The 20,105-nt window shown below is 70.9% G+C and carries 16 protein-coding genes and 1 tRNA gene; 14 read left to right on the plus strand and 3 right to left on the minus strand.

Annotation, left to right across the window (positions count from 1 at the left end; all coding sequences use genetic code 11):
• Positions 1 to 140 precede the first annotated feature (140 nt).
• From tmk to ACWGH4_RS12080, 4 genes are all read left to right on the plus strand, one after another.
• Positions 141 to 3,260, plus strand: coding sequence for a dTMP kinase (gene tmk, locus ACWGH4_RS12065; protein WP_453458985.1), 3,120 nt, complete (start codon positions 141 to 143; stop codon positions 3,258 to 3,260).
• 183 nt (positions 3,261 to 3,443) lie between these two features.
• Positions 3,444 to 4,649, plus strand: coding sequence for a DNA polymerase III subunit delta' (locus ACWGH4_RS12070; RefSeq protein ID WP_453458988.1), 1,206 nt, complete (start codon positions 3,444 to 3,446; stop codon positions 4,647 to 4,649).
• A gap of 105 nt (positions 4,650 to 4,754) precedes the next feature.
• Positions 4,755 to 6,296, plus strand: coding sequence for an alpha/beta hydrolase (locus ACWGH4_RS12075; RefSeq protein WP_453458991.1), 1,542 nt, complete (start codon positions 4,755 to 4,757; stop codon positions 6,294 to 6,296).
• Positions 6,297 to 6,413: 117 nt separating this feature from the next.
• A tRNA-Thr gene (locus ACWGH4_RS12080) sits at positions 6,414 to 6,490 on the plus strand.
• A gap of 515 nt (positions 6,491 to 7,005) precedes the next feature.
• Here the strand turns inward: ACWGH4_RS12080 and ACWGH4_RS12085 are convergent.
• Positions 7,006 to 7,962 carry an alpha/beta hydrolase fold domain-containing protein gene (locus ACWGH4_RS12085; RefSeq protein ID WP_441263578.1) on the minus strand — a complete coding sequence of 319 codons (957 nt, stop codon included), beginning with the start codon at positions 7,960 to 7,962 and terminating at the stop codon, positions 7,006 to 7,008.
• An 848-nt stretch (positions 7,963 to 8,810) separates the two neighbouring features.
• Positions 8,811 to 9,248 carry a hypothetical protein gene (locus tag ACWGH4_RS12090; RefSeq protein WP_453458994.1) on the minus strand — a complete coding sequence of 146 codons (438 nt, stop codon included), beginning with the start codon at positions 9,246 to 9,248 and terminating at the stop codon, positions 8,811 to 8,813.
• A gap of 492 nt (positions 9,249 to 9,740) precedes the next feature.
• On the opposite strand from ACWGH4_RS12090, the gene ACWGH4_RS12095 reads away from it, so the two are divergent.
• A complete protein-coding gene (locus ACWGH4_RS12095) occupies positions 9,741 to 10,694 on the plus strand; it encodes an alpha/beta fold hydrolase (RefSeq protein ID WP_453458997.1) in 954 nt (317 codons plus the stop codon).
• Between the two features lie 478 nt (positions 10,695 to 11,172).
• Positions 11,173 to 11,808 carry a proteophosphoglycan 5 gene (locus ACWGH4_RS12100; protein WP_453458999.1) on the plus strand — a complete coding sequence of 212 codons (636 nt, stop codon included), beginning with the start codon at positions 11,173 to 11,175 and terminating at the stop codon, positions 11,806 to 11,808.
• A 69-nt stretch (positions 11,809 to 11,877) separates the two neighbouring features.
• On the opposite strand, the gene ACWGH4_RS12105 is transcribed toward ACWGH4_RS12100, so the two are convergent.
• Entirely contained in the window at positions 11,878 to 12,450 is a 573-nt protein-coding gene (locus ACWGH4_RS12105; RefSeq protein ID WP_453459002.1) for a GNAT family N-acetyltransferase, read from the minus strand.
• Between the two features lie 497 nt (positions 12,451 to 12,947).
• Between ACWGH4_RS12105 and ACWGH4_RS12110 the strand changes: the two genes are divergently transcribed.
• The 8 genes from ACWGH4_RS12110 to ACWGH4_RS12145 form a co-directional block, all read left to right on the plus strand.
• Positions 12,948 to 13,139, plus strand: coding sequence for a hypothetical protein (locus ACWGH4_RS12110; protein WP_441263583.1), 192 nt, complete (start codon positions 12,948 to 12,950; stop codon positions 13,137 to 13,139).
• The gene (locus ACWGH4_RS12115; protein WP_453459005.1) at positions 13,136 to 13,300 is read left to right on the plus strand and encodes a hypothetical protein; all 165 of its coding nucleotides are present in this window, start codon (positions 13,136 to 13,138) and stop codon (positions 13,298 to 13,300) included. Before ACWGH4_RS12110 ends, ACWGH4_RS12115 begins: the two co-directional genes overlap by 4 nt.
• Before the next feature lie 91 nt (positions 13,301 to 13,391).
• Positions 13,392 to 14,225, plus strand: coding sequence for a HalD/BesD family halogenase (locus ACWGH4_RS12120; protein WP_453459007.1), 834 nt, complete (start codon positions 13,392 to 13,394; stop codon positions 14,223 to 14,225).
• Positions 14,226 to 14,239: 14 nt separating this feature from the next.
• On the plus strand, positions 14,240 to 15,562 hold the full coding sequence (locus ACWGH4_RS12125; RefSeq protein ID WP_453459009.1) for a hypothetical protein: 1,323 nt from the start codon (positions 14,240 to 14,242) through the stop codon (positions 15,560 to 15,562).
• Positions 15,559 to 16,770: an ATP-grasp domain-containing protein gene (locus ACWGH4_RS12130; RefSeq protein WP_453459012.1), complete on the plus strand. Its 1,212-nt coding sequence runs from the start codon at positions 15,559 to 15,561 to the stop codon at positions 16,768 to 16,770. The genes ACWGH4_RS12125 and ACWGH4_RS12130 overlap by 4 nt, the downstream gene beginning before the upstream one ends.
• Positions 16,767 to 18,020 carry an ATP-grasp domain-containing protein gene (locus tag ACWGH4_RS12135; protein WP_453459015.1) on the plus strand — a complete coding sequence of 418 codons (1,254 nt, stop codon included), beginning with the start codon at positions 16,767 to 16,769 and terminating at the stop codon, positions 18,018 to 18,020. Before ACWGH4_RS12130 ends, ACWGH4_RS12135 begins: the two co-directional genes overlap by 4 nt.
• A 70-nt stretch (positions 18,021 to 18,090) precedes the next feature.
• Positions 18,091 to 19,320 (plus strand): hypothetical protein, encoded by a 1,230-nt coding sequence (locus ACWGH4_RS12140; RefSeq protein WP_453459018.1) that lies wholly within the window; start codon positions 18,091 to 18,093, stop codon positions 19,318 to 19,320.
• Positions 19,317 to 20,105, plus strand: a 789-nt coding sequence (locus ACWGH4_RS12145; RefSeq protein ID WP_453459021.1) for a peptide ABC transporter substrate-binding protein, incomplete at its 3' end; no start/stop codon positions are given. The genes ACWGH4_RS12140 and ACWGH4_RS12145, both read left to right, overlap by 4 nt.

The raw sequence follows: 20,105 nt of genomic DNA on the forward strand, positions 1-20,105 counted from the left end.
GTCTCCTCGTGAGGAGACCGCCCCGCCGCATACCGCGACCGGGCGCTCCGCGACAGGCGAACTTCACACCCTTGCCACAAGAGCGCCCGTATGTTCGGACACCCCTCCGGGGAGCACCACGCTCCGGATAGGCTGGCCGAATGACGCGAGCCGAGCAGCCAGCCGAGCAGCAGGCGGTCATGAGCACCGCTTCACAGACTGCCTCCGACGCATCGGGTTCCGATGCACTTGCCACGGACTCACGTGAACGGGCCGTGCGCTCCCTGTTGCGCCACCCACCGCTGAGGCGGTTGTGGAACGCCCAGGTGGTCGGCGGTACCGGGGACGCACTCGCCGTGCTTGTGCTCCTCCTGCTGTCGCTCCAGGCAGCGGTGGAGTCCGGTTCGTTCGGAAGCGGATACCGCGGGGCCGCCTTCGCGGTCGCCGCCGTGTTCGGCGCGCGGGTCCTGTCGACGCTGCTCTTCGGAGCCGTACTCCTCGGCCCGATGACCTCGCTCACGGCGCCGAGCGGACCGTTCGACCGGCGCTGGACCATGATCGGGTCCGACGGGCTGCGTCTGGCGCTGCTCGTCGTCGCACCGCTGTGGATCGACTGGACACCCGACAACGCACTGGCGATCCTGCTCGTCACGGTCTTCCTGACCGGCGTCGCCGAGCGCTTCTGGACCGTTGCCCGCGAAGGCGCCGCACCCGCGCTGCTGCCCGCGCCGCCGCCGGAGGGCGCGGCCGTACGGCCCCTGCCCGACCACCTCGAGTCGCTGCGCACGCTGTGGTTGCGCACCGCCTTCGCCGTCGTACCCGTCGCGGCCGCGGCGTTCCTGCTCGCCACGCTGATCGGCAACCTGCTGGGCACGGGCGTCGAATGGTTCTCCCAGCACCAGGCGGCGCTGGGCTCCTACCTCGCGGCCGGACTGTTCGCCGCGTCCGTGTCGACCCTGTACTTCGTGGAGCTGCCCGGCTCGCAGACGCCCCGGCCGCGTTCGCCGCTGGAGGGTCTGCGGCGGCCGTCCAAGGGCGACGGGCCGGACAGGGGGCGCACAGGCGCCATACCGCTGTTCGTCCTGGCCTGCGCCGCCGTCACGGCGGCCATCGCCTCCGCCGCGGCGGTCGCCGTGCTGCACGCCGTGGACCTGCGTGGCGGCCCCGTGACCTTCTCGCTGCTGATCCTCGCGCTGATCGGCGGCACCGGTGCCGGCATCCGCGGGGCGGGCGCCGTACTGCCTTCGCTGTCCCGCCGCAGGCTGCTCGCCCTCGCCCTCGCCGTGACCGGCGTCGCCCTGCTCGCGCTGGGCCTCGTTCCGGACACGGCGACCGGGCTGTTCCTCGCCGCGGCCGCCGGCGTCTCCGCGGGCATCGCCGCGAAGACCGGACACGCACTCGTCGACCAGGAGACCGAGGACTTCCGGCGGCCCCGGTTCGCCACGCATCTCCAGGCCGTCGTCCGCTTCGTGATCGGGCTGGCCGCGGTCGCCGCCCCGCTGCTCGCCGCCGCGATCGGACCGCACCGGCTGGCCGGCGGCGACTTCGTCTTCGCACACGGCGGGGCCGCGTTCACGCTCATGCTCGTCGGAGCACTGCTGCTGCCGGTCGCCGCGCTCGTGCTCGCCAAGACGGACGACCGCTCCGGCGTGCCGCTGCGCCGCGACCTCCGCGACGCGCTGCGCGGCGGGGCCGACCCGGGGCAGGCCCCCGCGACGAGCGGATTCTTCATCGCCATCGAAGGCGGCGACGGAGCCGGCAAGTCGACCCAGGTCGAGGCCCTCGCCGAATGGATCCGCGCCAAGGGCCACGAGGTGGTCGTCACCCGCGAGCCCGGTGCCACCCCGGTCGGCAAGCGGCTGCGTTCCATCCTGCTGGACGTCTCGAGCGCCGGACTGTCCAACCGCGCGGAGGCACTGCTGTACGCGGCCGACCGCGCGGAGCACGTCGACTCGGTGATCCGCCCGGCGCTCGACCGTGGCGCGATCGTCATCTCCGACCGGTACATCGACTCGTCCGTGGCCTACCAGGGCGCCGGCCGTGACCTGTCCCCGACCGAGATCGCCCGGATCTCGCGCTGGGCGACGGACGGTCTCGTGCCCAACCTGACCGTGCTCCTCGACGTCTCGCCCGAGGCCGCCAGGGAACGCTTCACCGAGGCACCCGACCGGCTCGAGTCCGAGCCGGCGGAGTTCCACCAGCGGGTCCGCTCCGGCTTCCTGACCCTGGCCGCGGCCGACCCCGGCCGCTACCTGGTCGTCGACGCGGGACAGGAGCCCGGGTCGGTCACCACGGTCGTGAGGCACCGGCTCGACCAGCTGCTGCCGCTGTCGGAGGCGGAGATCAAGGCCCAGGAGGACGCCCGCAAGGCGGCCGAGGAAGCAGCCCGCCGCAAGGCCGAGGAAGAGGCGGCGCGGAAGGCCGAGGAGGAGCGCCTCGAACGGGAGCGGCAGGAACAGCTCGCCAAGCTCCGGGCCGAGGAGGAGGAGCGCAAGCGCCGCGAGCTGGAGGAGGCGCGACAGCGCGAGGCGGAGCGCCAGGCCGAGGAGGCCAGGCAGCGCGCCGAGGAGGCACGGCGCCGGGCCGAGGAGGAGCGGCAGCGCCGCGAGGCCGAGGAGCGGGCACGCCAGGCGGAGCAGGAACGGCTGCGCAAGCAGGCGGAGGAAGAGGCCCGGCTGCGCAAGGAGGCGGAGGAACGCCGCCTCGAGAAGCAGCGCAAGGCCGAGGAGGCGTTGCTGAAGGCGGAGGAGGCACGCCGGGCGGCGGAGGCCGCCGCTGCCGCGGCCGCCGCCGCGTCGGCCGTGGAGACCACGGTGCCCACTCCGGTCGTGAAGCCGGACGAGGTCACGCAGGAGGTCCCGATGCCGGGCGGCTCGCACGACGCCACAAGCGTGCTGCCCAAGGTCCCGGACGAGGCCGAGACGGCCATGCTGCCCAAGGTCCCCGACAACGAGGACACCACCATGCTGCGGCCGGTGCGTGACGCGCGTGCGGCGGACGAGACGGCGGTACTGCCTCCGGTGCGCGACGCCGGCCCGGCCGACCGCGTGCCCCCGGGCATCTTCCGTGACGAGCACGAGGAGCGGGGGGTCGGCGGGGGCAACGAACGCACCACGGAACTCCCCCAGGTGGATCCCGCTGCGGAGCGCCCGCGCCGCCGCTCCGACTGGGCGGAGGAGACACCGCTGGACGACCTTCCGACGCTCGCGGACGAACTCCTCGGCCCGCACGAGGACGACGAGAACGACGGGGGACGCGGACGCCGGGGCCGCCGCGGCTGACGGCCGCACCTGTGCGCGCTGAAGAGGACCGGGCCCGGTGCCCGGTCCTCTTGCGGTTGCGGGACCTACGGGACCAGCTGACCCGCGGTCCCGCGGGGCAGGGTGGCGGGACGGCGGTGGACGGCACTGTCGGCGCCCTCCGCCACAATGGGAGACCGCAGCAGGAAAGGGCGGTGACGGCACATGGCCGTATGGGACGACTTGGTCGGCCAGGAGCGCGTCCAGGAGCAGCTCTCCGCCGCCGCGCGCGACGCCGACGCACACGTCACCGCCCACGCCGCGGGGGAGCCGGTGCCGTCCGCGTCGAAGATGACGCACGCCTGGCTGTTCACCGGACCCCCTGGTTCCGGACGCGTCACCGCGGCGCGCGCCTTCGCGGCGGCCTTGCAGTGCATCAGCCCGGACCGGGCTCTGGGCGGCACGCCGGGGTGCGGCTTCTGCGACGGCTGCCACACAGCCTTGATCGGCACGCATGCGGATGTGAGCTGGATCGCCGCCACGGGCACGCAGATCCTCGTCAGCGACATGCGGGACACCGTCCGCAAATCGTTCACCGCGCCGGCGAACGGCCGCTGGCAGGTGATCCTCGTCGAGGACGCCGAGCGGCTGAACGAGAAGTCGGCCAACGCCGTACTGAAGGCCGTCGAGGAGCCGGCCCCCCGCACGGTGTGGCTGATGTGCGCGCCCTCCGTCGAGGACGTGCTGCCCACCATCCGCTCCCGGTGCCGTCACCTGACCCTCCGTACGCCGCCGGTGGCCGCTGTCGCCGACGTGCTGATCAGAAGGGACGGCGTCGAACCGGATCTCGCGGCGACGGCGGCCCGCGCCACGCAGGGGCACATCGGCCGCGCCCGTCGCCTGGCCACGGACGAACGGGCCCGGGCCCGCCGCATGACCGTTCTCAAGCTGCCCCTGCGCGTGGAGGACATCGGCGGTTGCCTGCGGGCCGCCCAGGAGCTGGTCGACGCGGCCGCCGACGACGCCAAGCAGGTCGCGGAAGAAACCGATGTCAAGGAGACCGAGGAGCTCAGGGCGGCGCTGGGCGCGTCGGAGGGCGGCCGCATGCCGCGCGGGACGGCCGGCCTGATGAAGGAGCTCGAGGACCTCCAGAAGCGCCGCAAGACCCGCACCCAGCGCGACAGCCTCGACCTGGCGCTGACGGACCTCACCGGCTTCTACCGGGACGTGCTCGCGCTGCAGCTGGGTTCACGGGTCGCCCTCGCCAACGACGATGTGCGGGACTCCCTCGACCGCATCGCCCGCGGTTCCACACCCGAGGGCACCCTGCGCCGGATAGAGGCGATCGTCGCCTGCCGTGAGGCGCTGGACCGCAACGTCGCGCCGCTGCTGGCGGTCGAGGCGATGACCGTCGCGCTGCGGGCGGGCTGACAGCGTCCGCCGACGGCATCGGCACAGAAACATCGTCCGGTTGACCGGCTCACCCGTGCGAGCCGGGACGGGCAACGGCTGCCTCCTGCTATTACGCTCCGTTGAATGGACACCAGGCGCCTGCTCCGCACGTTCGCCCTCCCGCTGGCCACGGTCGGCCTGCTCGCCTCCGCCTGCACCACCGGCGGCCCGACCGTGAGCGGGCCCGAGGCCCCAGGGGCGGCCGGCGGGTCGGCGCCCTCCGGCGCCCTCGCGCCGTACTACGGGCAGAAGCTCGACTGGCGCGAATGCGGCGTGCCGAAGTTCGAGTGCGCCACGATGAAGGCGCCGCTGGACTACGCGAAGCCCGAGGGTGAGGCGATCAAGCTCGCCGTCTCCCGCATCAAGGCCACGGGGCCCGGCGAGCGGCTCGGCTCGCTGCTGGTGAACCCGGGCGGCCCCGGCGGCTCGGCCGTCGGCTACCTCCAGGCGTACGCGGGCATCGGCTACCCGGCCCCGGTCCGCGCCCGCTACGACATGGTGGCCGTCGACCCGCGCGGCGTCGCCCGCAGCGAGCCCGTCGAATGTCTCACGGGCCCCGAGATGGACACGTACACGCAGGTCGACCAGACGCCCGACGACGCCGCCGAGGCGGACAAGCTGGAGCAGGCGTACGAGAAATTCGCCGCGGGCTGCGAGAAGCGCTCCGGGAAGGTCCTGCCCCATGTCTCCACCGTGGACGCGGCCCGGGACATGGACGTCCTGCGTGAGGTGCTGGGCGACGAGAAGCTGAACTACGTCGGAGCGTCGTACGGCACCTTCCTCGGCGCGACCTACGCCGAGCTGTTCCCCGACCGGACCGGCCGGCTTGTCCTCGACGGGGCGATGGACCCGGCCCTGCCCGCCCGCCAGCTGAACCGCGACCAGACGGCCGGCTTCGAGACGGCGTTCAAATCGTTCGCCGCCGACTGCGTCAAGCGGGCGGAATGCCCCCTCGGTAAGAAGTCCGTCGCCGACGCGACCGCCCGCCTCAAGGACTTCTTCGCGAAGCTCGACGCCTCTCCCGTGCCCACCGGAGAGGACCGCGAGCTCAGCGAGTCCCTGGCCACCACCGGCGTGATCGCCGCGATGTACGACGACGGCGCGTGGCCCCAGCTGCGTTCCGCGCTCGCCGCCGCGCAGAATGGCGACGGCGCCCCGCTGCTGGCGATGGCCGACAGTTACTACGAGCGCGAGCCGGACGGGTCCTACGCGAACCTGATGTTCGCCAACGCGGCCGTGAACTGCCTCGACCTGCCGGCCGCCTTCAAGACCCCGGACGCGGTCCGTGCCGCCGTCCCCGAGTTCGAGAAGGCCTCCCCGGTCTTCGGCCGCGGCTTCGCCTGGGCCGCCCTGAACTGCGGCCACTGGCCCGTCCCCGCGACCGGCGAGGCGCACCCCATCGAGGCGAAGGGCGCGGCCCCGATCGTGGTCGTCGGCACCACCCGCGACCCGGCGACCCCGTACAAGTGGGCCCAGAGCCTCGCGGGTCAGCTGTCGTCCGGCCGGCTCCTGACGTACGACGGCGACGGCCACACCGCGTACGGCCGGGGCAGCGACTGCATCGACACGGCGATCAACACCTACCTCCTGGAGGGCAAGGCCCCGCAGGACGGCGAGCGCTGCTGAGGCCCTCGTCAGGGGCGCGCGGGAGGTGGTTCGGGGCACCCCCAAGAACCCTGTAGACTTGGCGCCGCTGCTGATGAGAGCGTGTCCTCGGCGCGGACGTGTATCTCCCGGCAGCTTGCCGCCTTAGCTCAGTTGGCCAGAGCAACGCACTCGTAATGCGTAGGTCTCGGGTTCGAATCCCGAAGGCGGCTCCATCGAAACCCAGCCCAGCGATTCGCTGAGCTGGGTTTCTTCGTTCAGCGGACACGGCGACGGCGGCGGGAGCGGTCCGCGCGAGTAGTGGCGGTCTCAGTTCCAGTAGCCCGCCAGTGGAGTGGCCGATGATCGCCGGCTTGCGGTTCAGCCCGCGGATGATGGTCTCGAAGTGGTCGGCGACCTGGCCGATCGACTTGCCGGCGAACACGTCCGGGTGCTCGGCGGCCTCCTCGACCGTCTCGGGGTCGTCCGGCCAGCCTGGGGGTCAGGGCTACATAGCCGTTGTCCTCGAACAGCTTCGCCCAGCGATCCCAGCTGCTGGGCAGCAGCCACAGACCGTGGACGAACACCACTGGCCGGCGGCCGGTCTGGTTCGCGCGCCGGCACTGCTCCAGCTCGTGTTCGGTGATCGTCTTGCCGTCCGGCGGGGAGTTCGGCCCTGCGTCGATCATGGGCAGTTCCTCCTGACGAGCCGGGGCGTGTCTTCTGTCGAGCGGGTTCGTCCGTCGGTGCCTCAGCCTGTGCCAAGCCCGGCGCGCAGGAAAGCGGTGGCCTGACCGATAGCGGCTCGCGCGGCGTGGGTCTCGCTGAGCCCATTGAGCAGCATGAAATCGTGGATGGTGCCGTCGTAGCGCACGGTTGTCACGGGGACGCCCGCTGAGCGGAGCTTGGCGGCGTAGGCTTCTCCCTCGTCGCGCAGCACGTCGGCCTCGTCAACGCACAGGTATGTGGGCGGCAACCCAGTGACCTGCTCGGCGCTGGCCTGATTCGGAGATGCCGTGATCTCGGCACGCTGTGCCGGGTCGGTGGTGTAGGCGTCCCAGAACCACTCCATCGCCTTGCGGGTGAGGTAGTAACCGGTGGCGAACTGCTCATATGACGCGGTGTCCATCGCCGCATCGGTGACCGGGTAGTAGATCGACTGCTGCAGGAAGGTGACGTCGCCCCGTTCCTTCGCCATCAGCGCCAGCGCGGCCGTCATATTGCCACCCACCGATTCGCCGGCCACCGCCATGCGTCCGGCGTCCAGGCCCTTGGACGCCCCGTCTCGGGTGATCCACTGGGCGGTGGCGTAGCCCTGCTCGATCGCGGTCGGGTAGCGGGCCTCCGGCGAGTTCGGGTACTCCACGAACGCGAGCGCTGCGCCGGCACCGACAGCGAGCTCGCGGACGAGCCGGTCGTGAGTTCCAGCGTTGCCGAGGATCCATCCGCCACCGTGCATGTACACAATGACCGGCAACATGCCAGTAGTTCCCTGCGGCTTGATGATGCGTACGCGGACGTCTCCCACCTGGGCGGGAACCGTGATCCACTCTTCGTCGACGGGGAGCTTGCTGATCGGGGCAGACTGCGCGTCTACGAGGATTTTCCGGGCATCAGCCGGCGCCATCTCGTACAAGAACGGCGGTTTCGAGAATGCCTCGGCGACATCCTGTGCCGCAGGCTCAAGGACAACGCTGGTGGCGGTCATGACAGTACTCCTCACGCGAAGGCTCAGACATGGGCTCAGCCAGGAGCGTGCGGCGCATCCTCGGCGACAGCTCGTCACCCACCGGTTCTTCCTGATAACCAAGCAATCGCGGTCTGTTGGCTGTCCGCCGTTGCGGCACGTCTTCACGTTCGTGACGTTTTCTATCTAACACCCACAGAATGGGCATCTCCAGCGCGCGGTGGTGGCGCGGCTCCTCTGCGCCTTCCCGGGGCATCGCCTGGGGAGCAAGCGTCGATAGCTTCTGATCCCGCCTGCTGGCCGAAGCTCGGCACGGTCCAGCGCTTGGCGGCAGGCTGCCTGCTCATTGGCGCCACAGGCTGACACGAGACCGGTTTGGCCTCGCCGGCGCTGTCCGCCTGGCGGACCCTGCGCAAGCGGGCTACGCGGGCCGACGCGGGAGGATTCAGCTGAGTTCACGTGCGCTCCGGATGGTCAGCCCGCCCACGTGGGTGAAGGCGCGGCTGAGCGTGCCTTACGCGGTTCTCGAGCCGCGTCTTCAATGGCCGTCCGTTCCTGCTCAGGCAGTGCTTCCAGCGTGCACCGCATCTGGTTCAGGAATTGGCTGCAGCCGGTGGCTGCTTCCTTCCGGCCGGCAGCTCGGCGACCTGCTGCTCGTAGAAGTCGCAGTCGGCGCATTGGAATCGGAGACGGCAGTGCCGGCCGCCGGCTTCTCTTCTATGCACCGTGTGAAATCTGCGCGTTCGGGATGGCGAGCGAGTGGATGACCGCTCTTGGCGGCGCACGGCTCACGCATGTCTCACCCGAAGACACCTGTCGCCCGACCTCTTGCCCATACCCACATGCAGGGTCAGAAGATATCCGTCACGTCATCGACGATGACCGATGGTGCCCTCGATAATGAGCGAGATGCCGATGCCCAGCATCCAGCCATCCTTGGCCAGCGGGATCCCCTGATCAGTGGGGCGCAGGCTGCCCTCCTTGCGCATGCCCGGCGCGCGAAGGTACAGCCCGAGCGTGCCGGCAGAAAACGCGGTCAGCGCACCCCCCGCAATTGCGGCAGGGACCCCAGGGAGAAGCAACGCGGCTGCAACGGCCAACTCCCCTGCAGAGAGGGCCCGGGTGAACCGCTGGGCGTCGAGCTTGCCCAGGAAGGGATATGCGGTGGTGGTGAACTGCTGCAGTCCCTCAGCGGTGGCCTGATCCGCGCCACGTTTGGACAGCCCGGAATTCAGGAAGAACGCTCCGACGCTAAGTCTGAGCGGCAACTGCCGCGCTGCGGATCGCCATGCGGAAGCGGATGTCATGCGAGCCTCCCAACCACCTGTCCCCGCATACCACCCTCCCATCGCACCGAAGCAAGTCAAACGCACGGCCCCACTGCCTCGTGTGCGTTCCTCGGTCTCGGTGCAGTCGGTGAAGACACGACAGCACAGGGTCGCCGTATGCCGCTGCACCCAAGGCCGGATCCTTTCCGGGCCTCACACCGCCGGGTTTCGCCTGGCGCCACGCTCGTAGTTGAGGCCCTCCTCGAACTGGAGGGCGCGTCGTACCGGGCCGGCCGAGTCCGTCCGCCGCACGTTCATCTCAGCAGTCGCAACTTGGTAGACGGAGGCCGACGCACGACGGCGGGACAGGCCCCGCGGGCCGCAAGCGCGCACGGACATTGCTCCGGACGTGCGTAATGGGCCGTTCTAACCCGCTGACTCCGTCTTCACTCGGCCGGTCCATCACGTCGCGCCGCACGGGTGCGGTGAAGGCAGTGTCATCAGCAGTCATCCCCCAGAGAAAGAGCGGATATGAAGCACATACCGCGCGCTACTGCCAGGCGGATACTCCCCTTGGCCGCCCTCGTCCCCGCCGTCACGCTGATGGTTGCCACCCCGTCCATGGCGTCCGAGAGCAGTGGCAGCACCAAGCCGACCGTCGTGCTGGTGCACGGTGCCTTCGCGGACGCCTCGGGCTGGAGCAAGGTCATCCAACGCTTGCAGGCCCAGGGGTATCCGGTGATCGCCACCGCCAACCCGCTTCGCAGCCTCTCCGGTGACTCCGACTACCTCGCCGCGCTGCTCAAGACGATCAAGGGTCCCATCGTCCTCGCCGCCCACTCCTACGGCGGCGCTGTCATCACCAACGCGGCGGCAGGCAACCCGAACGTCAAGTCCCTCGTCTACATCGCCGGTTTCGCGCCGGACAAGGGCGAGACCACCCTGGAACTGGCGGCCAAATTTCCTGGCAGCCGGTTGACGGACGACCCACAGGCACCCGTCCCCACCGCTCTGAACGCCGTTCCCCTCGGCGGCGGTCCGAACGATGTCGATCTCTACATCAAGCCGGAGAAGTTCAGCGACGTCTTCCTGAGCCACCGCGTCGACCGCAGCCGGGCCGCTGTACTGGCCGCCTCACAGCGACCGGTTGGGACTCTCACCGGGAGTGAACCGACCAAGGCCGTAGCGTGGAAGTCGGTCCCCTCGTGGTACCTGGTTGCCACCGACGACCGCACGATCGGTACCGACAACCTGCGCTTCATGGCCAAGCGGGCCGGCTCGACCACCGTCGAGGTCGACGCCCCGCACGACGTGATGGAGACGAACTCCGGCGAGGTCAGCGACCTGATCCTGCAGGCGGCGCAGGGCTCCCGACCCAGCCTCGCCCAGACCGGCACTGGCGAGGGGGCCATCATCCTCGGGGGCGCGGCGGTTCTGGCAATCGCCGGGGGCGTGTCCCTGGTCGTCCGGTCGCGCCGCGCCTGATCGGCGTTGGCCCGTAACGTGTTTCCGGTAATGGGCGGTTGCCACTGCCACCGTGAGAGTCGGCCCGCAGGGCCGGAGGGCGGTTGCGTCCGTCCTCCGGCCGGGCCCTGTCGGCGCGGTGGGCCTTGCGGAGGGGTAGGCGCCGGCCCGCGCGGCAGCGCACGGCCGTGGACAGGTGGAGATCGGCGCGTATCTCGTAGCAATCCGTAGCCGCTTGAACTGGACCCAGCGAAGCGGGGTATCGCATCCAGCAGCGGCACAGGACGAGGCACGCGTGGCGACCTGCCCTACGCCTACCAGTTGGCGACCAGGCGGGCGCTTGATGGAGACACGATGCGCGGACTTACGACAACGGTCCCAGACCTCGGGTTCGAATCCCGAAGGCGGCTCCATCGAAACCCCAGGTCGGATGATCTCCGGCTTGGGGTTTTCCGCTGTCCGGGGCATGCTGCCCCGCAGACGGAGATCACGAGGGGACATGATCATGGGACTGGTGGCCTTGGACCTGCCCGCTCCGGCGCGGCTGCGTGGACGCTGGGCCGCGTTCGCGGCGGTCTTGGCCGCGCGGGGACCGAATGCCACGTGCCGTGCCGACGGGCGCGTCTGGCACTTCGACGACAGCGGGGGCAATTGGCTCGAGCTGCATCATCTCGGCGAGGGCCGTGCGCTGCTGGTGGGTCACGACCACGAGTACTCGGAGACGTACTACGGCCCCGCTGCCGAGGAGTTCGGCGAGGACGAGACCGATCTGCTCGCCGGGGCGCCCGACTGGTGGCGGCCGGTCGTGCGGCAGACCTTGGACGCGGACGAATACGTGGGCTTCGCCTACGGCTTCGACGCCGACGGGTGGAAGCGCGCCGCGTACAGCGTCCCCGACGGGTTCCACAGCGTGGGCCTGCCCGCCCTGACCATGGAACGGACCCGCGAGAGCATCGTCGCGTTCACCCGCGACGCGCCGGGGCTCGGTGGTGAGAGCGCCCGCCGGGACGCCATCGACGCGCTGGTCGCCGCCGACGGCGACGTCACCGAGGCGCACGTGACCGCCGTCATCGGCAAGGGCGGCTGGGACCCTGCCGCGGGCGCGGCCGCGGCGAGGAAGTTCCTTGCCGTGTGACCGGGACCCGCACTCCGCCCGCCGCGCGTGCGCAGGGGCCCGGTCGGTCCGGTGGCGGGTGCGGCAAGGTCAGCGCAGGTCGAGGCGCATCAGGATCCGGGGGTGGCCGGCCAGCACGGAGGTGGTGTCGGCGGCCTTGGTGAAGCCGGCGCGCTCGAAGTTCTTGCGGATCCCGGCGTACGCCATCGTCAGGTCGACCTTGGCCCCGCCGTTGTCGAGGGGGTACGCCTCGATCGCCGGGGCTCCGTGGGCGCGGGCGAACTCGACCGCGCCGGCGATGAGGGCGTGCGAGACCCCCTGCTTGCGGTGACCGGGGCGCACCCGGATGCACCACAGCGACCAGACCGGCAGGTCGTCGACGTGCGGGATCTTGCGGTTGCGCGCGAAGGACGTGTCCGAGCGCGGCGCCACCGCGGCCCAGCCGACCGGTTCGTCGCCGTCGTAGGCGAGCACGCCCGGAGGGGGACCGGTACGGCACAGCTCGGCGACGTACTCACCGCGGGCAGGCCCCCGGAGCTCGTTGTTGAGCTTGGACGGGATCCGGTAGCTCAGGCACCAGCAGACGTTTGCGCCGGGCGACTTCGGGCCGAGCAGGCTCCGGACGTCCTCGAAGACCGAAGCCGGGCGAACTTCGATGGTCATGGCACCACGATGTCACGGCGCTCACGGCGACGCCGCGCGATTCCCGGCGGAGGATCCGCGACCCCCGGGCGGTCCGGGCCGCCCCCACGGCGGTCCCGGCCGGGACCGCCGCACCGGCCTCACCGGCCGGGTCCCGGCGGCGCGGGCGCCGGGGCGGGCCGGGCCCGGGTGGGAAGAAATCCGCTGCGACCGATTTCACGTGCGTTTTGCCGGAACCGGGTGCTGTCCTGTTGATGCCAGGCCGATTGTGGCCCCCACGTCCCCCTTTTGCCGATGCTCGCCGGCCCGCATGATTTACCCGTCGCGCCAGAGCGAGGGGGTGAGCGGAAAAGGAAAGAACGGGCGCCGGGCGGTAGTTGTGGAACCAGTGGCGTGGGATGCCGGCGCCGTGCATCGATGGGCTCCGGAAATGATTCCGGAAGGTTCCGAATTCAGGGGCTTCACCCACCGGTGGCGAGACCCGACGAGTGACGGAAACCGATGGCACGGGAGGTGCCATGAGCGGTCCTTCGTTCTATGGAATCCAGGAGCGTCAGGACGGCACGGTCCTCGTGACGTGGGGATGCCGTCCCGTTCTGTCCGTGCGCAGGCCTGCCGAGGTCAGCCGGCTCAGCAGCGAGCTGAGCCAGGGTGACGTCCAGGAAGTGCTGGCCCGATGGGCCGGCCGAGCCTCGAAGGAAATGGTGTGAGCGACGAGCGCATTACCCCTTCTGATCCGGGCCCGGCACGGTCGTCCGCGCTCGAGCAGTACGAGATCGACCTGCCGAGGATTTACGCGCACGATCCCGACCACGCGCATTCGGGCCATGACGCCCGGGGCGCCGACGATCCAGCGATGCGAGGGCTTTGAGCGGCATTCGCTGCGAACGCCCGCGTACCGGTTTCTCATTTCAGCAATTCTTCCCTGCACCGACACCACATCTGGCACAAGGAGAATGCTCATGACGATCGAAGCCGTATCCCCCGCCATGACCATGCGCGAGGCCGCTGCCGCGCTGCTCGCCCATGGGAACGTCCCCGGTCCGCACGTCGACATGGACGAGGTCGCCCGTATCGACCGGATGATCGCCCGGCACCGGCTCACCCTCGACGAGAAGCTGACGGCCGCCAAGCGGCAGTACTCCGCCGAGCACTACGCCCGCACCACGGCGCTGCTGCCTGCCGAGCTGATCTCCGAGCTGCGGGCCGAAGCGCGCCGGCTCGCGGACCTCAACACCCGGCGGATCGACATCACCGTCCCCGTGACCGGTGACACTCCCCGCAGGCTGGGCAGCCTGCCCAACTCGCTGTTCCAGGAGCAGAGCAAGCTGTTCACGGCCCTGTACAACTCCGTGGAGTTCCGCTCCGTGCTCTCCACCGTGGTCGGGACGCCGGTCCTCGACGCTTCCTTCGAGGACGAGAAGATCACCGGCACGCACCAGAGCCGCGTGGGGGACACGCACGGCTGGCACTGGGGCGACCACGAGTTCGCCTTCATCTTCATCGCCGAGGCGCCCTCCATCGAGCACGGCGGCATGCTGCAGGCCGTGCCGCACACCGTCTGGGACAAGAAGAACCCGGCCGTGCACGAGAACCTGGCGGGCGGCACCATCCGCACCTACCACCACGAGGGCGGCGAGTCGTACGTCTTCAAGACGGACACCACCCTGCACCGCACCGTTCCGATCCAGACGGAGGGCGTGGAGCGGATCATCGTCAACCTGACCCTCGCCAGCCTCAAGGACTGGCTGGAGGAGAAGTCCTACGAGACGACCAACGCCGTCTACACGGACTGAGGAGGGGATCGGGCATGACAACGATCCTCTTCGCCAAGGAGAGCGACTGCGAGGAGAACCCGGGCGGGCACGACCTGCGTGCCACCCTGGTTCCCCAGGACGTACGCCGTTACGTCGACCGCGGGTTCGACGTCGTCGTCCAGCAGGGCCTGGGTGAGGGCATCGGCTACCTGGACCGCCAGTACGAGCTGGAGGGGGCACGGGTCGAGCCCTACCCCTCCTGCTACGGCGGCAAGGACCTCGTGGTCAAGCTCAAAGGGCCGTCGGCGGCCGAGGTGGCGCAGCTTTCCTACGGGACCACGCTGTTCTCCATGGGGCACCTGTACTGCTTCCCCGAGCGGGAGCGGCTGCTGCGGGACAAGGGAGTCCGGCTCGTCGGCATGGAGACGGTGACCGACCCGCAGGAGCCGTCGGACGGGTACCTGGCCGGTATCGCCGCGGGGTCCGCCGTGGACGCGGGCGCCCTGGGGCCGGAACCGGAGGTCATGCTCGACCCGTCGGCGCCGCAGGAGTACGTCAACGGCCTGCTGCGGGCGCTGATGCGCTACGGGCGCAAACCGGTCCGGGTCCGCTGCACCGACACGGCAGGCGCGGAGCAGTCCCGGGCGGCGATCTCCGGTTCTGCCGTGCTGACCGTCGGCGACGGGGTCACGGACCTCGTGCCGGCGGTGGGCGGCCCGTACCGACTTGGCGAAGGGGATCTTCCCGCCGGCCGCGACGGTCTGCTGGCCGAGGAGCGCGGCAAGCCCGTGCGCGCCATCGGCCAGATCCGGGAGGTCGGCATCGGGGGCACCAAGTACGGCCTGGACCTGTACCGTTCCCGGAACTCCGGGCGGGACCCCGAGGTCCTCGTCCTGGGATACGGCAACTGCTCCATGGGCGCCTTCGAGCATCTCCGCGACCGGCGCGTCGAGTTCACCGTGCTGGGCAGGCCCCAGACGACGCCCGACGAGCTGCCCGGTCGGCTCGCCTCGGCGCAGCTGATCGTCAACGGAGCTGAGACGCCCGGCGAGACGGAGTACATCATCACCCGGCGGAACGCCGAGCGGGACGTCCCCGTCGGAGCCGTCGTCATCGACCTCATCGGCGGCTCTCCGGCGCTGCGTTCGCCGGTGGAGTCCTTCGTGTGGACGACCTTTCTGCCGGACATCCACTTCGAGGAGCAGGGCCGCTTCTTCGCGGGCCTGTGGGGCTGGGACATGTACTACTCGATGCACGACACGGCCCTGGAGTACAGCCGGCGCATCGCCAAGGTCCTCACCAGCGGTGACCGGTACGCGAAGTCGCTCGACGACTTCGTCTCCGACTACGCCTACGCGCTTCAGTTGGGGGGATGATGACGACCGGGATCGCGCTCTGCCGGCACCCGCTCACACAGTTCGGGTACGAGCGGCTCGCGGGCCGGGTGGACATGAGGCTGTTGTGCCACCCGGAGAAGAGCCTCGCCTCCGTCACCACGGGAGGCGTCGCCCCGGAGCGGGTGACCGTGTACGAGGACTACGACGTCAACAGCCTGGTGGAGTACGACGCGGCACGCATCGTCGAGGAACAGGGCGGCTGCGCCGGAGTGATCGCCCTGTCCGAAGTGGACGTCATGCGTGCCGCGTTGCTCCGGGAGCGCTACGGCATCGTCGGCCTGCGGCCGGCGACCGCCCGGCTGTTCCGCGACAAGGCCGCGATGAAGGACCGCCTGGCGGACGCCGGGGTGAGCGTGCCCCGGTACCGCACGGTGGAGACGGGTCTCGACCTGCTGTCCGCGGCACGGGACTTCGGCTTCCCCTTCGTGGTCAAACCCCGTCTAGGCGGGGGCTCGGTGGGCACGCGCGTGGTGCGGGACGAGACCGCGCTGCGCGCGCTGCTGGCCACCGGGCTGCAGCCCGCCTTCTACACCCCGGCGCACATGGAGGCGGAGGAGTTCGTCGAGGGAGAGCTGTGCCATGTGGACGGCCTGGTCCTGGACGGCAGGGTCTTTCTCCAGACGGTCAGCCGCTACCGCAGCGACATCCTGGAGTTCGGCGCGCCGCTGTCCACGGCGATGATCGATCCGGACTCCCCGCGTGCGGTGGAGCTTCGCGGCTTCACCGGGCGGGTGCTCGACGTGCTCGGCCTGCTGGGCGGCGGCGCGCACTCCTACTTCCACTGCGAGGTGTTCGTGACCTCGCGGGGCCCGGTGCTCTGCGAGGTCGCCGCCCGGCCGGGCGGCCTCGGCATCGTCGACCAGGTGGACGCCTACTTCGGCGTCAGCACGTTCGATCTGCTCCTGGACGCGACGTTCGGCAGGGCGCCGGAGGGCTCGGCCCCCCGGGGCAGCGGCGTGACGGGCTGGGTCGGCATACCCAAGTCCTTCGATCCGGCGCTGGTCCGTTCCTGTGTCCCCGAACCGCACCGGGCGCTCGAGAGGGTGCACCGCCGGTCCGCCGGCACCCGTCAGATCTCCTCGGTCGACCTCGACGGCTTCCTCGTCGTCCGCGGCGGTACCGCGGACGAGCTGGAGCTGCTCCTGAGCCAGGCCGTGTCCCGAATCGCCATGGAGGTGGCCCAGTGAGCCGCGACACCGTTCTCGTCCTGACGGGCTTCGATCTTCATGCCCTGCCCGTGGTGCGCTGGCTCGCGGACCGGTTCCGCGTGGTCCTGATCGCCTCGCGCAACGCCACGAACCAGAAGCACTACAAGGCCTTCGTCGAGAGCGCCGCTCTCGCGGAGGAGTGGATCTGGGTCGACGACCTGTTCGGCGACTGGACCACCGTGCGCCAGGCGGAGCAATGGCACGCTCGGTACGGCGTGCGGCACGTCGTGTGTCTGGACGAGCGCGGCCTGATCGTCGCGGCCCGGCTGCGCGGGCTGCTCGGCGTGACGAGCGGTCAGGACCTGCGCTCCGCCGAGGCGTTCCGGCTGAAGCACCGGATGTACGAACTGCTCCAGGGCGCCGTGGACGTGCCGTCCTTCACTGTCGCGGCCGACGGCTTCGAGGTGCGGGAAGCCGCGCGCTCGCTGGGAACACCGGTGGTGGTGAAGCCCGTCGACGGGGCGGGCTCGAAGGACACCGTGGTGCTCCGGGACGACACGGCGCTCGACAGCTGGCTCGATACGCACCCTGTGACGCTCGGCGCCCCGGTGCTGGTCCAGGAGTTCGCGGCCGGCGACATGTACCACGTGGACGGTCTGACCATCGGGAACGAGGCGTACGGCATCACCGTCTCCCGGTACGGCGGCAGCACCCTGGGCTATCAGGAGGCACGCCCGCTGACCTCGGCGATGGTGCCCCTGTCCGCCCCGTCCCACGCGCTGCTCACCGAGGCCGTCCGCACAGTGCTGGCCACGCTCCCTGACACCGGGGGCAGCCCGTTCCACGCGGAGTTCTTCCTCGAGGAGAGCGGGCGGGTCCGGTTCTGCGAGATCGCCGCTCGCGGCGGCGGCGCCGGTGTCGGCCCCTGCTGGAAGCTCGCCTACGGGGCCGACATGTTCCGTGCCCACGCCTTGATGCAGTGCGGTCTCGCCGACGAGGTCCTGCCGGAACTCCCGGCGCAGCCCGCGGGCCGGTACGGCTGGTACCTGGAGTCGTCGCCCGAGGGCCGGCTCCTCGGGCTGCCGGACCGGTGCGACCTGCCCGGCGTGCTCGAGTACAACGTCACGGGCCGGATGGGGCAGCCGCACGGCGGCGCCACGTCGAGCATCGACGCGATCCAGCAGTTCGTCGTCGGCTTCCAGGGCGACGAGGACGAGCGCAAGACATTCGACGAGCTGTCCCGCTGGTGCGCCCAGCACCGGCTGCTCGTCCCCGTCACCGCCGCCTGACGTTCCACGGCCCCGGCTCTGCCCGCGACGTCCGCCACGACCGCCCGTACCCGCGCAGAAAGGCTCTGCCATGACCCAGGCCGCGGACACCGCGCGCGCACCGTCACCCCGCGGGGCGGTCGCCGCCTACTACAGCTCCGCCCTCGCGATCCGTACCGCGGACGCCGGCTCGGCCGCGGCCGTCGTCCTGCTCGCCCAGAAGTCCGACGGAGTGGCGGCGTCGGCGCTGCTGGCGGCGTGCATCACCGTGCCCCACATGTTCGGGCCGCTGTCCGCCCGGGTGATGTCGCTGGTGAGGTCGCCGCGCGTGGCACTCGCGGGTTCCTTCGCCCTCTTCGCCGTGCTGTTCGGTGCCGCGGGCCTGCTCATCCAGCGGGGCGATGTCGTCCTGGCCGCCTGTGCCCTGGCCGTCGCCGGCTTCCTGGGGCCCATCTTCACGGGCGGGCTGAGCAGTTGGCTCGGCAGCCTCGTACCGGAGACCCGGGCGGCGCAGCGGCGCGCCCAGTCGGGGGACTCGCTCACCTACGCGATCAGCAGCAGCGTGGGCAACTCCGTCGTCGGGGCCGTGGCCACCGCCGTGTCGGCGCAGGCCACCGTCGGGGTGCTCTGCGCACTGGCCGCCGGGGCGGCCCTGCTGGTCCTCCGCCTTCCGCTGGAACCCGTGGCCGCCGCGGACCGCGCCGGCACCTCGATCTCCAACGTCCTCGGGACCATCGCGCGCACCAAGGACCTGCGCGACATCACGATCATCACCTACGGCAACGCGTTCGGGCTGGGGAGTCTCCTCGTCCTCGCGACCACGTTCGCCCGCAGCGAGGGCCTCCCGGGATCGGTGGGGCCCCTGCTGATCGCGGCGACGGGGGTGGGGGCGCTGCTGACCGCGCTGTACTTCGTCGTCCGCCCGCTCGCCTGGGACGTGATGCGCACCGCGCGCTTCTGCGCCGTGGTCAGCGGCGTGTTCATCGCCGCCGTGCCCTTCGCCGGGGTGTGGGGCGCCGCGGTGGCGTTCCTGGCCGTCGGCGCGTGCCAGTCCGTCCTCAACACCGTCTCGTTCGCGGTCCGCAGGGACGCGTCTCCCGAACACCTGCGGGCCTCCGTCTTCGTGACGATGGCGGGCGTGAAGATCGCGGTGTCCGCGCTGGGGCTGGGCCTGGCCGGCCTGGTCCCGGTGGAAGGGGTGCACCTCGGGTTCGTGCTGGCCGGTCTCGCCAGCCTGGTGGCCGGCCTGGCGCCCCGCCTGCGGGCGGAGCGTCCCGCCGGTGAGGCCGAGCCGCACACGCAGAAGGCGACGACGCGATGAGCCCCCGCCTGATCAGGGTCAACGGGGGACGCCCTCAGCGGCCGCTGGTGCCCACGGACACCATCGAAGGGTACGGAAACCGCATCCTGGACCTGCTGTTCACCGGCCTGTACGTGTACACGGCGGACGGCGTCCCGGTGCCCGCCATGCTGGAGTCCCTCACCCGCCACGACGAGCGCACATGGACCGTCGCCCTGCGGCCGGGCTGGACCTTCTCCGACGGCAGCGCGGTGACCGCCCACGACTACGTCCGGACCTGGAACCACGGTGCCGACCCGGCCAACCGGCAGGCCCAGCGGTCCGTCTTCGCGCCCATCGACGGCTACGCCCCGGACGGCGCCGGCTCCTGCCCCCGGCTGCGCGGCCTCACCGTGCTGGACGACCTGACCTTCACCGTGCGGCTCCGTGAACCCGACCGGGACTTCCTGCTCTCCCTCGGCTTCACCCCGTTCGCCCCCCTGCCTCCGGTCTTCTTCGAGCGGGGGCCCGAGGAGTTCGGGCGCAGTCCGGTGGGCAACGGGCCGTACCGTCCCGCGCCGGGCGACGGACCGGACGGCGACCACTACGACCTCGTCCCCCGCGAGGGGCATCAGGGCCCCCGCCGGGCACGCAACGCGGGCCTGTCGTTCGTCTACTACGACGACCTGGAACGCGCCTACGAGGACCTGCTCGCCGGCCGCCTCGACATCCTCGACAGCATCCCCGACAGCCGGATCGCCGAATACCGGGCGGAGCTCGGCGACCGTGCCGTCGACCGCCCCGTCGCCCTGAACAAGGCGCTGGCC

It is taken from the genome of Streptomyces sp. NPDC054847 (assembly GCF_053610925.1).

Coding starts and splice junctions, on each gene's coding strand:
- ACWGH4_RS12095 (WP_453458997.1), top strand. CDS start 9,741: ATGAAGCACATACCGCGCGCTACTGCCAGGCGGATACTCCCCTTGGCC.
- tmk (WP_453458985.1), top strand. CDS start 141: ATGACGCGAGCCGAGCAGCCAGCCGAGCAGCAGGCGGTCATGAGCACC.
- ACWGH4_RS12075 (WP_453458991.1), top strand. CDS start 4,755: ATGGACACCAGGCGCCTGCTCCGCACGTTCGCCCTCCCGCTGGCCACG.
- ACWGH4_RS12085 (WP_441263578.1), bottom strand. CDS start 7,962: ATGACCGCCACCAGCGTTGTCCTTGAGCCTGCGGCACAGGATGTCGCC.
- ACWGH4_RS12140 (WP_453459018.1), top strand. CDS start 18,091: ATGACCCAGGCCGCGGACACCGCGCGCGCACCGTCACCCCGCGGGGCG.
- ACWGH4_RS12125 (WP_453459009.1), top strand. CDS start 14,240: ATGACAACGATCCTCTTCGCCAAGGAGAGCGACTGCGAGGAGAACCCG.
- ACWGH4_RS12100 (WP_453458999.1), top strand. CDS start 11,173: ATGATCATGGGACTGGTGGCCTTGGACCTGCCCGCTCCGGCGCGGCTG.
- ACWGH4_RS12120 (WP_453459007.1), top strand. CDS start 13,392: ATGACGATCGAAGCCGTATCCCCCGCCATGACCATGCGCGAGGCCGCT.
- ACWGH4_RS12070 (WP_453458988.1), top strand. CDS start 3,444: ATGGCCGTATGGGACGACTTGGTCGGCCAGGAGCGCGTCCAGGAGCAG.
- ACWGH4_RS12105 (WP_453459002.1), bottom strand. CDS start 12,450: ATGACCATCGAAGTTCGCCCGGCTTCGGTCTTCGAGGACGTCCGGAGC.
- ACWGH4_RS12090 (WP_453458994.1), bottom strand. CDS start 9,248: ATGACATCCGCTTCCGCATGGCGATCCGCAGCGCGGCAGTTGCCGCTC.
- ACWGH4_RS12110 (WP_441263583.1), top strand. CDS start 12,948: ATGAGCGGTCCTTCGTTCTATGGAATCCAGGAGCGTCAGGACGGCACG.
- ACWGH4_RS12130 (WP_453459012.1), top strand. CDS start 15,559: ATGATGACGACCGGGATCGCGCTCTGCCGGCACCCGCTCACACAGTTC.